This is a genomic window from Paeniglutamicibacter sulfureus (assembly GCF_039535115.1).
Classification (GTDB): domain Bacteria; phylum Actinomycetota; class Actinomycetes; order Actinomycetales; family Micrococcaceae; genus Paeniglutamicibacter; species Paeniglutamicibacter sulfureus.
The window spans coordinates 1,897,904-1,912,093 of sequence record NZ_BAAAWO010000001.1 but is presented as its reverse complement, the minus strand read 5'-3'; the positions used below and the strand labels follow the sequence as shown (position 1 = coordinate 1,912,093).

General features: G+C 63.2%; 9 protein-coding genes. 4 read left to right on the top strand and 5 right to left on the bottom strand.

Annotated elements, in window-relative coordinates:
* The first annotated feature begins 44 nt into the window (after nucleotides 1-44).
* The 3 genes from ABD687_RS08735 to ABD687_RS08725 all read left to right on the top strand — a co-directional run bounded on the left by ABD687_RS08735 (nucleotide 45) and on the right by ABD687_RS08725 (nucleotide 3,322).
* On the top strand, nucleotides 45-638 hold the full coding sequence (locus ABD687_RS08735; protein ID WP_264270104.1) for a TetR/AcrR family transcriptional regulator: 594 nt from the start codon (nucleotides 45-47) through the stop codon (nucleotides 636-638).
* Nucleotides 639-790: 152 nt separating this feature from the next.
* Entirely contained in the window at nucleotides 791-1,720 is a 930-nt protein-coding gene (locus ABD687_RS08730) for an AraC-like ligand-binding domain-containing protein (protein ID WP_302264818.1), read from the top strand.
* A 135-nt stretch (nucleotides 1,721-1,855) separates the two neighbouring features.
* On the top strand, nucleotides 1,856-3,322 hold the full coding sequence (locus ABD687_RS08725) for an APC family permease (RefSeq protein ID WP_302264820.1): 1,467 nt from the start codon (nucleotides 1,856-1,858) through the stop codon (nucleotides 3,320-3,322).
* A 206-nt stretch (nucleotides 3,323-3,528) separates the two neighbouring features.
* Here the strand turns inward: ABD687_RS08725 and ABD687_RS08720 are convergent, their stop codons facing one another.
* Both ABD687_RS08720 and ABD687_RS08715 read right to left on the bottom strand, forming a co-directional pair.
* Nucleotides 3,529-4,902, bottom strand: a complete 1,374-nt coding sequence (locus tag ABD687_RS08720; protein ID WP_310292067.1) for an aspartate aminotransferase family protein — start codon at nucleotides 4,900-4,902, stop codon at nucleotides 3,529-3,531.
* A 31-nt stretch (nucleotides 4,903-4,933) separates the two neighbouring features.
* Nucleotides 4,934-6,427 (bottom strand): CoA-acylating methylmalonate-semialdehyde dehydrogenase, encoded by a 1,494-nt coding sequence (locus ABD687_RS08715; protein ID WP_302264823.1) that lies wholly within the window; start codon nucleotides 6,425-6,427, stop codon nucleotides 4,934-4,936.
* A gap of 119 nt (nucleotides 6,428-6,546) precedes the next feature.
* On the opposite strand from ABD687_RS08715, the gene ABD687_RS08710 reads away from it, so the two are divergent.
* A complete protein-coding gene (locus ABD687_RS08710) occupies nucleotides 6,547-8,196 on the top strand; it encodes a PucR family transcriptional regulator (RefSeq protein ID WP_302264824.1) in 1,650 nt (549 codons plus the stop codon).
* 114 nt (nucleotides 8,197-8,310) lie between these two features.
* On the opposite strand, the gene ABD687_RS08705 is transcribed toward ABD687_RS08710, so the two are convergent.
* The 3 genes from ABD687_RS08705 to ABD687_RS08695 form a co-directional block, all read right to left on the bottom strand.
* A complete protein-coding gene (locus ABD687_RS08705) occupies nucleotides 8,311-9,612 on the bottom strand; it encodes a purine-cytosine permease family protein (protein WP_302264825.1) in 1,302 nt (433 codons plus the stop codon).
* A 372-nt stretch (nucleotides 9,613-9,984) separates the two neighbouring features.
* Nucleotides 9,985-11,982 carry a hydantoinase B/oxoprolinase family protein gene (locus ABD687_RS08700; protein WP_310292070.1) on the bottom strand — a complete coding sequence of 666 codons (1,998 nt, stop codon included), beginning with the start codon at nucleotides 11,980-11,982 and terminating at the stop codon, nucleotides 9,985-9,987.
* Between the two features lie 2 nt (nucleotides 11,983-11,984).
* The gene (locus ABD687_RS08695; protein ID WP_310292072.1) at nucleotides 11,985-14,039 is read right to left on the bottom strand and encodes a hydantoinase/oxoprolinase family protein; all 2,055 of its coding nucleotides are present in this window, start codon (nucleotides 14,037-14,039) and stop codon (nucleotides 11,985-11,987) included.
* Nucleotides 14,040-14,190 lie beyond the last annotated feature (151 nt).

Here is a 14,190-nt window from a genome sequence, read left to right as displayed (position 1 = left end):
GGCGGTGCGCAAAGGTTGGCGGAGCGATCCGTAGGATGGGTTGCATGCCAAAGATTGTTGATCATGATGCCCGCCGACTCGAGCTTGTTGAGGTTACGTGGAAGGTTATTGCCCGCCGCGGCTTTGACGGTGTGACCTTGCGCGACATTGCGGCCGAAGCAGGCTTTGCAAATGGCGCATTGAAGCCATACTTTCCCACGCGGGCGAGCTTGATTCGGGCTACCTTCAGCCACGTCTTTGGCCGTACCAACTCTCGGATCGCGACCTCAACCCAAGGGTTGGCCGGCCTGTCGGCACTACGTGCCTTCGCCGCGGAGGTCCTGCCACTGGATGCGGACCGGCTGGACGAGGCCCGGGTCGTGATCCCTTTCTGGCAAGTCGCCATCCATGAGCCAGAATTCGCCGCGCTCAATGACGAAGCCATGCTCCAGTGGCGCAACTGGATTCGGGGGTGGATTGCCCAGGCGGGAGATGAGGGTTCGCTGCGTGGCAACGTGGATCCAATGGTCGCGGCGGAATCGTTCCTGACCTTCCTGTTGGGATCGCAGATAGCGGCAGTGCTTGATGCGGGCTTCAACGATCCGAGCCAATTGCGGGCTCAGTTGGAACAACACCTGGGTCTGCTGCGCACGGGCTGAGCAACGTCCCCGCTTTAAAACCTACAGTCAGAGAAAAAACGTGACTTTAGGAATTTATGCGCGTAGATTAGCTGGAATGTGACCCCGTTCACCTCCCTCCCGATTGTCGATGCGGAGGGGCGTGGCCGAAATTGGGGAAAGGTCTATCGCTCATGTACCAGATACAGCACGCTGATTCCTTCGGAGCCTGGAAGGCCCTTGTCTCCAGCGCCTTCGTTCCGCTCATTTCCGAGCCGGTACGGGCCGGCTCCTTTGCCGGCAGCATTGCCGGCAACCAGTTCGGTTCCGTGGGAGTGATGGAGGTCGAGGCCACGGCGCACGCAGTGCGCCGCACCGAGGACCTGCTGGCCGCGGGGGACCACCCCCACTTCAAGCTCAACCTGCAGCTCAGCGGGCATGGCATCCTGCTGCAGGACGGGCGGGAAACCTTGCTTCGACCTGGGGAGCTGGCGATCTATGACACCCAGCGTCCCTACACCTTGATGTTCGAGGAGGAATTCAAGACCCTCGTCCTCATGTTTCCACAGCAGCAGCTGGGACTGCCGGTTGCCCAAATCCGTGAGATGACAGCCACCGCCATCGGCGCCGAACATCCCTTGGGTCGGGCCATCAACCCCTTCCTGGGGCAGCTGGCGGGCCTGTTGCCCCAGCTGCAGGGTCCCGTCGGACATCGGCTGGCCGCGAATGCCGTGGACCTGTTGGGTACGTTGCTCGCGGCCGAACTCCACGAACACGACGAACTCGCGGTCGATGGGCATCACCGGCAATTCCGTTCGATCCAGGCCTACATCGATGAGCACCTCACCGATCCCGAATTGTGCCCGGGATCCATTGCGGAGTCCCAATACATCTCCTTGCGCAGTCTGCATAAGATTTTCGCCCAGTCCGGCCACACCGTCTCCGAGTGGATTCGCACCCGACGGCTGGAGCAATGCAAACGCGATTTAAGCGATCCCTTTCAACACCACGTGCCGGTGGGAGCAGTGGGGGCGCGTTGGGGATTGCCTGACGCAGCGCACTTCAGCAGGGTATTCCGGGCCGCATACGGCAGTTCCCCCTCGGCTTTCAGGGCCCAAAGCTAGCGACGCCAAGGTCTCGGATCAGGCGTCCGGAGACAACGCTGCACGGTTCGCCAAAAGGCGCTCACGCAAAGCCAAGCGCCAAATGGATACGTTCGCGCACGCTTGTAGGAAAGACGCTTCAAGGAGGAACTTCCCATGGCTGCATCCACTGATCCACGCATCACCGAGGCCCCGAGCCTCGGCAAACGCACACTCGGGGTACCCGCGCTGGTCTTCATGATCATCGCCGCCTCGGCGCCGCTGACAGTTGTCGCCGGAGGTGTCACCAGCAACTACGCGGTGACCGGAGTGCTGGGCATCCCGCTTTCCTTTATCGTCCTCGGCATCGTCTTGTTGGTCTTCGCCGTTGGATACACTGCCATGAGCCAACACGTGCACAATGCCGGGGCGTTTTACGCCTACGTCGCCCGAGGTCTGGGAAAGGCAGCCGGTATCGGCGCGGCCTGGGTCGCGTTGATCAGTTACAACGCCATGCAGATCGGCATCTACGGACTCTTCGGCTTTGCCATGTCATCGTTCCTTGCCGGTACCTTCGGGCTGAGCCTCCCATGGTGGGGGTGTGCCCTGATCGGCTGGGCCGTTGTTGGGATTCTCGGGGTGAACAAGGTTGACCTTTCGGCCAAGCTCCTGGGCATCGTCGTGGCCTGCGAGTTCCTCGTGGTCATCGTGTATGACGTGCTGGCCATAAAGGTTGCTCCCGAGGGAATCAGCACCCAGACCTTGCAACCGGGGAGCCTGTTCACTGCGGGAATCGGTGCGGCCCTGTCCTTCAGCATCGCTGCCTTCATGGGCTTTGAATCCGGGGCGATCTACGGCGAAGAGGTCAAGGATCCCAAGAACACCCCTCGTCGTGCCACGCTGATCGCCGTGGGAATCATCGCGGTTTTCTACGCCATTTCCGCTTGGGCCATGGCCGTGGGAGAGGGAGACAGTGCGGTCGTGGGCAGGTCGGCCGAGATGGGGCCCGATCTGATGTTTGTTTTCCTGGCGGAGCACACCCCGGGCTGGTTCGTGGATTTGGGCAACGTTCTCTTTATAACCAGCCTGCTCGCCGCCCTGATCGCCTTCCACAATGTGGTGGCCCGTTATCTGTTCTCACTGGGACGCGAGGGAGTCCTGCCACGGGTGCTGGCCCGCACCAATCCCCGCACACATGCCCCGATGGCCGGTTCGTTGGCCCAATCGGTGTTGGCCTTGGTGGTCCTGGTGGTCTTCGCATTCATCGGCAACGGGCAGGACGAGATGTTCCCGGTGCTCACCCTCTTCACCTGGCTCACGAACACCGGTGCCTTCGGCCTGGTAATGCTCATGGCACTGACCTCCTTTGCCGTCATTGGATATTTCCGCACCGAGCCGCACGGACTCGGTCCGTGGGCCGCACAGGTGGCACCGCTGCTCGCCGGGGTGAGCCTGACGGTTCTTTTCGGCGCGATCGTGGTGAACTTCGATGTGCTGATCGGGCTGGAAGAAGCCAGCGTTTTGGGATGGCTGCTGCCGGCAGTCGTCATAGTTCCGGGGATCCTCGGTGTGCTGTGGGCCTTCCGCCTTCGCCGCAGCCACCCTGCGGTCTATGCCAGGGTGGGCCGCGGCGGCGACCTTTAGGCAACCTGAAAGTTCCCGGGAATTCGCTTCCCATGGCCGGCGGGGCCAGCGCGAAGATGCTTGCCCGCCGGTTTCTGCCGGCAACTCCGGCTTGTCAGACCGAAGGCAAGGCGGAGTTACCTGCCCTTAACCGCAGCCGGCCGTGTCCCGGGGGATTGCTCCAGCGGGACACGGCCACCGAAGGTGGTGCATATTCGCAGGGGCTGTCAGGCCTCGACGAACGTGTCTGCGACGCTCAGGGCCGTATCCAGCATGGCCAGCCCTGTACGCAAATCCTCGTCCGTGATGTTCAGCGGCGGGACCACGTGGACGCGGTTGAAGTTCACGAACGGCAGCATGCCTGCCTTTTTCAAGGCACCGGTCACCGCGGCCATGGCCGGCGAGGATCCGCCGTACGGTGCCATCGGCTCGCGGGTCTCGCGGTTGGTGACCAGTTCGACCGCCCAGAAGCAGCCGGTGCCGCGCACGTCTCCCACGGAAGGATGCCTGTCCTTCAGCTCGCGCAATGCCGGGCCGATGATGTCCGCCCCGAGGCGGGCGGCGTTCTCCACCAGGCCCTCATCCTTCATGGCGTTGATGGTCGCCACCGCGGCGGCCGAGGCCAGCGGGTGGCCCGAGTAGGTCAGGCCGCCCGGGTAGGGACGTTCGCGGAAGGTCTCGAAGATGGCCTCGGAAATGGCCACGCCGCCCAGTGGCACGTAGCCGGAGTTCACACCCTTGGCGAAGGTGATCAGGTCCGGGGTCACGTTCCAGTGGTTGACGGCAAACCACCGGCCGGCGCGGCCGAAGCCGGCCATGACCTCGTCGGCGATGAAGACGATGCCGTACTTGGTGGTGAGCTCCCGTACACCCTCCATGTAGCCCGCCGGCGGCATGTAGATGCCGGCACTTCCCGGGATGGATTCCAGCACCAAGGCCGCGATGGTGCCCGGGCCCTCGAGGACTATGGTGTCCTCCAGGTGGCGCAGGGCGCGCTGGGTCTCTTCGGCCTCGGTGGTGGAGTGGAAGTAGGAGCGGTACGGGTAGGCCGGGAAGAAGTGCACGATCCCGTCGGTGGCGTTGTCGGATGCCACGCGGCGCGGATCGCCGGTGACGTTGACCGCAAGGTGCGTGCCGCCGTGGTAGCTGCGGTAGGCGGACAGGACCTTGTTCCTGCCGGTATGCAGACGGGCCATGCGGATCGCGTGCTCGTTGGCGTCGGCGCCGCCGTTGGTGAAGAAGATCTTGTTCAGGTCCCCCGGGGTCAGTTCGGCGATCAGCCGCGCGGCCTCGGACCTGGCGTCGTTGGCGTGCTGCGGGGCGATGGTGCAGATCCGTGCTGCCTGCTCCTGGATGGCGGCGACGACCTTCGGGTGCTGGTGGCCGATGTTGGTGTTGACCAGCTGGGAAGAGAAATCGAGGAGCTTGTTGCCCTCCCCGTCCCAGACCCAGGAACCCTCGGTCTTGATGATGGTCATGGGGTCGAAAGGTCCTTGTGCCTGCCAGGAATGGAAGACATGCTTGCGGTCCAGCTCGTGGGTGCGGGCGCCGGCGGCGATCTGCTCGGGCGTGATGGTTTCGGTGCTCACATCGATGCTCATGGGGGTACCCCTTTCCGGGATTCTCGAGGCCCTAGGCGTTCTGCGGGAAGCCGAGGTTCAGGCCGCCGTGGCTGGGGTCCAGCCAGCGGGAGGTGACGACCTTGCCGCGGGTGAAGAAGTTGATCCCCTCGGCGCCGTAGGCGTGGGTGTCGCCGAAGAGGGAGTTCTTCCAGCCGCCGAAGGAGTAGTAGGCCATCGGCACCGGGATCGGCACATTGATACCAACCATACCTACCTGGATCTCGTTCTCGAAGCGGCGTGCAGCGCCTCCGTCGTTGGTGAAGATGGCTGTGCCGTTGCCATACGGGTTGGAGTTGATGGTCTCAATGCCTTCCTCGAAGGAGGCGACGCGGAGCACGGAGAGGACCGGGCCGAAGATCTCATCGGTGTAGATGGACATGTCGGTGGTGACGTTGTCGAAGAGGGTTGGGTTCAGGAAGAAACCCTCGCCCTCCGCATCCGGGTTCACGCGCCGGCCATCCAGCACCATGGTGGCTCCAGCGGCCTCGCCGGCGTCGATGTATCCGGCGACCTTGTCGCGGTGCGCCGCGGTGACCAGTGGGCCCATGTCGCAGCCGCGGGTGCCGTCGCCCACGCGCAGGGTTGCCGTGCGCTCGGCGATCTTGGCCACCAGTTCGTCGGCGATCGAGTCGATGGCGACAAGCGCGGAGATGGCCATGCAGCGTTCGCCCGCGGCACCGAAGCCGGCGTTGACGGCAGCGTCGGCGGCCAGGTCCAGGTCGGCGTCGGGGAGGACGAGCATGTGGTTCTTGGCCCCGCCCAGGGCCTGGACGCGCTTGCCGTGTGCCGTGCCGGTCGCATAGACGTACTGGGCGATGGGGGTTGAGCCGACGAAGGAGACCGAGGCGACGCGCGGGTCGGTCAGCAGCGTGTCGACCGATTCCTTGTCGCCGTGCACCACGTTGAAGACGCCGTCGGGAAGGCCTGCTTCCTTCCACAGCTCGGCCATCCACTGGGCCGCTGTCGGGTCCTTTTCACTCGGCTTCAAGACCACGGAGTTGCCGGCCGCGATGGCGATCGGGAAGAACCACATCGGCACCATGGCCGGGAAGTTGAACGGGGAGATGATGGCCGCGACGCCGAGGGGCTGGCGGATGGAGTGCACATCAATCTTGGTGGAGGCGTTTTCCGTGTAGCCGCCCTTGACCAGATGCGGGATGCCGCAAGCGTACTCGACGACCTCCTGGCCGCGGGCGATCTCGCCCATCGCGTCTTCGAGCACCTTGCCGTGTTCCGCGGTGATGATGGCGGCGAGTTCGCCCTTGCGCTTGTTGAGCAACTCGCGATAGTTGAACAGGACCTGCGAGCGGCGGGTCAGCGAAGTGTCGCGCCAGGCCGGGAACGCGGCGTGGGCCGCGGCGATCGCCTCGGCGGTCGTGTCGGCCGAGGCCAGGGCAACGCGGGAGGACACCTTGCCGGTGGCCGGGTTGGTCACGTCGGCAAAACGGGAATCGGTCGGGACTTCGAGGCTGGTTCCGTCGATCCAGTGGGAGAGTGTCTGCATGGTGTGTGGGTTCCTTTCAAGGCGGGGCAATGGTCTGCTGAATCCATTGTGTAGCCCGGGACACACTGTTGAAACTGTCAACCTGTAATACCTTGGGGCCAAAGCCATACACTTTGTCCATGAGTGCCCTCGAGAGTCCCCGAAAACCTGCCGTCGCCGGTACCCTCAGCATTGCCCGAATCCTCGAGCTGCCTGCTGTTTTGGCGGGGGAGCCGGAGGTGCTCGGGGGTGCGGCCTTGCTGACAAACCCCGTGCGGTGGGTGCACGTGGCCGAAACCCCCGATCTGGCCGAATTGCTTTCCGGTGGGGAGCTGGTGCTGACCACCGGGCTGGCCTTCGGCGAAGCGGGGTCCGGAGTGGCCGGCTTTGTCTCACAAGTTCAGGCAGCGGGAGCCTCGGGACTCATTGTCGAGCTGGTCGCCGGGGCGGCCGTGGAACAACATGCCTCCATCTCCGAGCTGCGTCGGGTTGCAGGGCAAGGCGACTTCCCGGTCATCCTGTTGCGGCGAAGGGTGCGCTTTGTCGAGATCACCGAGGTGGTTCACCGCATGCTGGTCTCGGACCAGCTTGCCGCCCTGGAACGCTCCCGGATGATCCACGAGGTGTTCACCGCGTTGAGCCTGCAGAACGCGACGGAGGAAGGGATCGTGTCCCGGGCCGCCGAACTCATCGGCGCCCCGGTGGTGCTGGAGGACGTGGCGCACCTGGTCCTGGGGTTCGACGCCGGTCCGCAACCGGATGCCGGGCTGCTGGCGCACTGGCCCGAACGCTCGCGCCGGGTCGGTTATCTGGAGGCCACGGGGCGCGGAACGGGGGAGGAAAGCTGGCTGCAGACCCCGGTCGGAATCCAGGGCCAACGTTGGGGGCGGTTGGTGGTTCCCGGGCAGCTGGGCAACGACGAGGACGCTGCCATGGTGCTCGAGCGCGCGGGGCAGACGCTGTCCATTGCCCGATTGGCCGGGCGGGACCAAAAGGAGCTACTGCACCAGGCCCGCGCGGGACTGCTGCACGAGCTGCGCCAGCCCCATGCCCTGGGCGCGGACGAAGTGATGATCCGTGCCGGCGCGCTGGGCCTTGCGGAGTCCCCACACTACGTCCCGGTCGTTTTCCGCCTTGATGACCGCCGGGGGCAAACGCCAACCGGCGTGCAATTGCGCGAACGTGCACTGCTGGACGCACTCAACGACGTCGTGGAATCGGCCCGGGCAACCTCGCTGTCCGCCAGCCTGCAGAGCGGCCAAGTCGGCATGGTGCTGGGCGTGGGTGCCAGGCTACTCGAGGAGCCGCTGCTGGAACGAATCTGCCGGCAGCTGGCCCAAGGCCAGCAATCCGTCGAATGGTCGGTGGGCGTGGGGCGCGGGCGAAAAAGCGTGAAGGATGCGGCCCGTGGATTGGAAGAAGCGGTCCAGGTCGCCGAGACCGTGGCAACCCTTGACACCCGTGCCCGGCCCTTCTACCGCTTTGCCGACGTGCGGCTGCGCGGGCTGCTCGCGCTGATGCATGACGACGCGCGCCTGAAGGCCTTTGCCGAGGCCGAGCTGGCCGGGATCCTGGACCCGCTGGACGAGCCCGCACTCGAGTTGCTCGGGCTGTATCTCAAACACGGCGGCAACAAGTCCGCCCTGGCCCGCACCGGATTCCTGAGTCGGCCGGCGCTCTACGCCCGGCTCGAAAAGCTGGAGGACAAGCTAGGCGTCAGCCTGGATGACGCCGAGTCGCGGACCTCTTTGCACGTGGCCTTGCTTTGGCGCGGGTTGGGCCGGACCTAGACCGGGTGCCTGCGGCGCGCAACGGGCCACTGGGACGGGTGACGTGGGGCCGGTGCACGGAACCGACGAGGGCTCCGTACACCGGCTGCACTGCGTTGAGTAAGTGGCAGGACTTTAGTGCTTGACGAGTTTCGCCGTGGAATCGCCTATTCGTGCCTGGGAAACGCGAATCAGTGCCGCATAAATCAGTGCCGCCAGTATCGGGGTGGCCAGCGAGCCGATGTTCGAGCCCCACGCGCTGCCGGACTGGATAAGCGTGATTCCGGCAACGGCCGAGATGACCCACGCAGCGACCCCGGCTCGGTTGAGCGCAGGGAATGCAGAGTCCGGAAGCGACCCGTCCGGCACGATGCCGCCGCGCCGTTCCTGGACGAAGATGTGTACCAGCGCGATCGCCACCCAGCCGGTGACCAGCGCCCCCTGCCATGACAGGGCCAACAAGAGGTACTTGACGACCGGCAGCAGCATCAACAGGTAGATAATAAGCGCACCGATCCCGACCCAAGCCAGCGACGGCAACCTCAGGCGCAGGGCTCGCTCTCCGAATTCACGAAGGTTGGCAATACCCAGCGCATAGTTCGCGGTGTTGATGCGGGTTTGGGACACGAAGATCACCAGCAGGCCCAGCGGGCCCATGAGCTGGACCAAGGCGCCAGCAACACCGGTCTCGGTGGCCTCCGCGCCGGGAATAGTGAAGGTGAGGTAGATGCCGATCAGTGAGTTGACGCCAAAGGCCAGGGTGTAGAAGAGCCAGCCGAAAGTGTAACGCTGGTGGAACTTCACGTCCTTTGCGCGCCCAAGTGCAGCGAAGTCCATGGTGTACATCATCAGGATCCACACGCCCATGAAGGCGGCGCAGGTGGCCAGCCAGCCGGGCCCGCCAGCAACGAGCGACAGCGAACCTGCTGAGTGGGTGAGCCAGGCACTGCCGTTAGGATGGGCAATGGACGCCCAAACGACCGCGGTGATTAGCCCGCCCCAGTAGATGGGAAGCAGCCAGCCGTTGATCTTGTCCAGCCAGCGTTGGATGCCACCGGCGATGAGCGGAATCGTGTACAGCACCACCAATGCGTACCAAAGCTGGATGGGTCCGCCGAACTGGGCCTGGAAGGCGTAGCCGAGGATGGCGCCCTCGAAGACTGCGTAGTAGATGGCGGTGGCGGCAAAGACCAGTGTGGCCAGTAATGCGCCCTTGCTGCCGAGCAGGGTGCGGGAGAACTGGGCAACGGTTAAGGAATGCTTCAAAGCATATCCGGCCAGGACCCGGTTGATGGCGCCGTAGATGACGATCGTGATGGACAGCCCTATGAGGGTATCGATGGTGCCGTAGGCCTGGGCCAGTGAGGCGCCGATGTAGATGAAGAACATGGCCGAGACCAGGCCGTACCAAGCCATAGAGAGTGAGCCCGCGCTCATCTTCCTGTTTTCTGGGACCGTATTCTCAGCCGTTGATTGTGTTGACACGAGACTTCTCCTGAAAAACGGGCACGGCAGGGCATCGGGTCGAACCCGTGCGTGCTTGGTGCCAGGCGAGTGTGACAAGGAATAAGGTGCAATTTCGACCGAGCACTGGTCGGTGCCCGGCGAAGCATGTCGAACAAATGCCGCTCGTTAGCGGTCGGAACGGGAGCCTATCGAGTTCCCGTTCTATTTTCCGGGGGCGGTACCGCCCGCATCTTTGCTGGCGGTACCCCCCTGGAAATCAGATGGCCCTTGGGCGCGGTGCCGGGCCAGGAGTGAACGAATCGGCAGGCGTTCCGCACTCCTGGCACGTGTGCATGCAAGTGGCTAGACCCAGTGTGAGGAAGAGCGGCGCGCCATCAGCTGCCGGTACTCAGCCGTGGTGTTTTCAAATAGCTCGCCGGTGCCCCAGTCCAGGATGACGCCGTGCCTCCGAATGACATCGAGCATGTCCGTGGTGCCATTGCGGTAGTTTTCCGCGACAACATGCGGATCCTCGGTAAGCCATCCGTTCCGCGCGGCGCGGATCTGTGCCCGCAGCGTCGTCGTGGCGGCCTCGTCGATCTCGAACTCGTCGAGCTCTGCATCGATCTCGCGGATCACCACTCCGTAGTCCTTGGCTGCTCGATCGATCGAGACATACTGGTCAATGACGTCCTCCCGAACTTCGCCGGGGGTGCGTAGTAACGGGTCGCCGAATCCGCCGCCTCCGGCGGAGGGGCGTGTGAAGGTATCGCCCGACTGCACGGGAACGGAGGAGAAATTGGAACCGAGGTAGCGTTCCTCCGCGGTGCCCTTGTTCAGCCAGACTCCGTGCGGTATTGAGGGCAAGCCGCCTTCGATGCCCCAGGTGATGGAGCGGGCACGGTCGCAGCAATAGCTCATGACGGTGTCGAAGGCATCGGTAAGCATCCCGCCCTTTTCGATTCCCAGGCCGCCACGATAGCGGCCGGGGCCGGCCGAGTCCATGGCGATCTCGTGCCGGGTCGTCAAGACAGGGGAGAGTCGTTCTTGCCCCTCGACCGGTTGCACGGCTAGGCCCGGGCCGAACACCGGAGCCGTAGCGCTAGAACCATCCTTGGTGGCACGTCCGCCCCAGCCGCCGGCCATCCAGTCGTACCACATGAAGTACTCGTTCTTCGGGGTCCGCGCGTCCTTGCCGCCTACCAACAGGTATTCGAGATTGAACGCGCACGCCATGGCGCGTTCCGGCATGATCTGGCTCCACAGCTCGAAGATCCCGTTCATGATCTTCTCGTAAGGGCCGGAGCAGAACCCGGTGACCGCGAACGGCCATCCGGCGTTGACCACCGTACCCTCCGGGCCGATCTCTGCTTGGACCGCGGCATAGAAGCCTGAATTCAGCGGCACATCAGGGAAGAAGGTTTTGGTGCCGGCGTAGATGGCCGAGTGGGTGGTGCCGTAGCCGGAGTTGAGGAACGTTGCCACCGCTGGAGCTGATCCGGAGAGGTCATAATGGATGCCGTTCCCGTCAAGTTTGAGCTTGATCTTGATTGGCACGAGACCTTCGCCTTTGCCCGGATCCACGTCGATGTAGTCGGTGGTTTCCCATTCACCTTGGGGAAGGGACTCCAGCTGTCGCAACACGGTCCGCTTCACGTAGTCCTGCGTTTCCTGCATGGCCGCGAGCACTGTGTCCTTGGAGTACTTGCCGACCAAGCGATGTACCTCGCGCTCGCAGACTGCGGTGGCCTCGGACTGGGCGTGCAGATCGCCCATGGCCTGCCGCGGCGCGCGGGTGTTGGATACCAGCAGTTGGGCGACGTCGTGCAGGAACACGCCCTTGGACCAGATCCTCACCGGTGTGATGCGCAAGCCCTCGCCGAAATGTTCCTTGGCGTTTACGTCGAAAGAGCCGGGGACATTGCCACCGATGTCGGCCCAGTGGCCCTTGTTCTGGGCAAAGGCAATGACCTCGCCGTCAGCGAAAATGGGGCGGATGAACGAAACATCGTTGAAGTGGGTACCGCCGCGGTACGGGTCGTTGATGGCGAAAACGTCGTCGGGGTGGATGTCGGTGCCAAACTCCTCGATGACGGCCTTGCACTGGAAATGCAAGGTGCCCACATGCACCGCAATGTCACCGGAACCCTGCATCACGGTGTTTCCGGACGCATCGCATAGGGCGGAAGAGAAATCACGCGAATAGATGACGAACGAGTAGCAGGTCCGCAGGATTTGTTCGCTCATCAAGTCAACCGACGTGGCGAACGCGTTCTTCAGCACCTCAAAGGTGACCGGATCCAGTGATGGACGTGTCGGAGAGGTTGCCAGGGCGTCTGGGGCAACGAGTGTATCGGTCATGACTAAGACTCCTTGCTTGAGGGAAGATCGTGAAGGTGGATGCGGATATTGCCCCAGCCGTCGATTTCGGCGGTCGTTCGCGGGGGAACCACGGTGGTGGAATCGAGCTGGTCAATGATCGCCGGACCGGAGAACGTGGCACCGGCCGGGAGACGGCGGCGGTCGTAGACGGGAGTGGACAACCAGCCGGTGTTGCCGAAGTAGACCTCGCGGGTGGAGACAGGTTCCCCCGGATCGGCGTTCAGCTCGGTGGCCGGGATGAAGGCAGGCTTCGGTGTTTTGCCGATGGCGCTAAGCAGCAACTGGTAGATCTCGACCGGCTGATCGTCCTGCCGGAACGCGAACTCACGTTCGTGTTCCTGATGGAAGGTTTCTATCGCCGTTTCCAGGGCGCCGCGCCCCGTACCGATGGGCACTGACAGTGATCGCCACTGACCTGCGTATCGCATGGAAATCTCGCGCTTCAGCACGGCATTCTCGTCGTTCACCCCTTCATGGCGCAGGCGCGAGGAAGCCTCCTTTTCTAGTGTCTTAAACCGGACTTCGATCTCGCCTGGATCGGTCTCGGAAGCCAATCCGCTAAACATAGCCGAGAGGTCATGCCGTATGTCAACCAGTAGACAGCCCAGGGCGGAGGTGACACCGGGATTGGCCGGGACCACGACGGTGGGGATGTTCAGTTCACGGGCCACTTCGGCACCGTGTAGTGCACCGGCACCGCCAAAGGCAATGAGTGCGAAGTCGCGTGGGTCGTAGCCGCGGCGGATCGAGATCAGGCGCACCGCATCGGCCATGTTGGCGTTGGCGACCTGCAGGATGGCATATGCCGCCTCGGCCAATTCCATGTCCAGGGGCTCGGCAATGACGCGCTTAATGGCCTCGAGGGAAAGCGTGCGGTCCAGAGTCTTGGCGCCGCCTGCCAACGACGTTCCGAGACGGTTCAACGCCACATTCGCGTCGCAGTTGGTGGGCTGGTCGCCGCCGGAGTTGTAGCAGGCGGGACCCGGAGCAGCACCTGCCGACTGCGGTCCGTTGCGCAGTGCGCCGGCGATATCGATGTGGGCCAGTGACCCGCCACCGGCCCCAATCGTCAGGACCTCGATCGATGGGAAGACAATCGGATGCCCGTATTCGACCTGCCACTCCTTGGTGATACGCAATTCGCCGCCAGATACCAGACAAATATCGGTGGAGGTACCACCCATATCCAGTCCAACGGCATCTTCGAAGCCGCATTGTTGGGCCACATGCTTGGCTGCGATCGCTCCGGCGGCAATACCGGAGGCTGCCAGTCTCACGGGGTAGCGCTTGACCATCCGCGGGGTCATTGACCCGCCACCGGAGTGGAGCAGGAGCAAATCCCCGGTGTATCCGCCGTCCTTGAGTTGTGCGGCCAGCCGGTCTACATAACCGGTCACCAAGGGGGCAAGTACTGCATTCGACACAGCGGTGTTGAATCGGTCGTGTTCAAAGATTTCGGGCAGGATCTCGGCCGAGGCGGAGACCGTGGCCCCGGGAAGCTCTTCCTGGAGAATTTCGCGCATCCGAATTTCGTTGGCGGGGTTCGCGTAGGAATTGATGAAGCACACGGCAATTGTTGTGGTTCCTCGCTTGCGCAACAGAGCTGCGAGGCGGCGGGCCTCGACCTCGTCCAGCGGGGTGACGACCTTTCCGGAGAAATCGATGCGCTCAGCGACCTCGAAGCGGTCACGGCGGCGAATGTAGGGACCAGAAACGTCGTTGTAAGCATCCCAAAGATCGTCCTTGGTGCCGTCGCGAATTTCAATGACATCGCGGAAACCCTGGGTGGTGATCATGGCCGCGGCCGGGAACTTGCGGGTGATGAGTGCGTTTGTAGCTACGGTGGTTCCGTGGGAGAACAAGGAGACATCGGCCAGATTGATTTTGGCTCGTTCGACGCCTCCCATCACGGCTAGCATGGGGTCGTGCGGAGTGGAAGGGACCTTCGTGACCCGCATTTCCTGGGTCTCTTCATCGAAGATGCAGACATCGGTGAAGGTACCTCCGACGTCTACGGCGACTCGTAAATTGGCCATCATGCGCTCCTTGCTGAGTTCGAGGTTTTTGCTTCCCCAACCATGCAATGTGACGCGCATCTCTGTCACTAGCGGAACTCCAAGGCCACTGCCACTATTATTGTGATTTCTACAAATGCACATGTGTCACGGGGCGATTTTGGGATTCAAG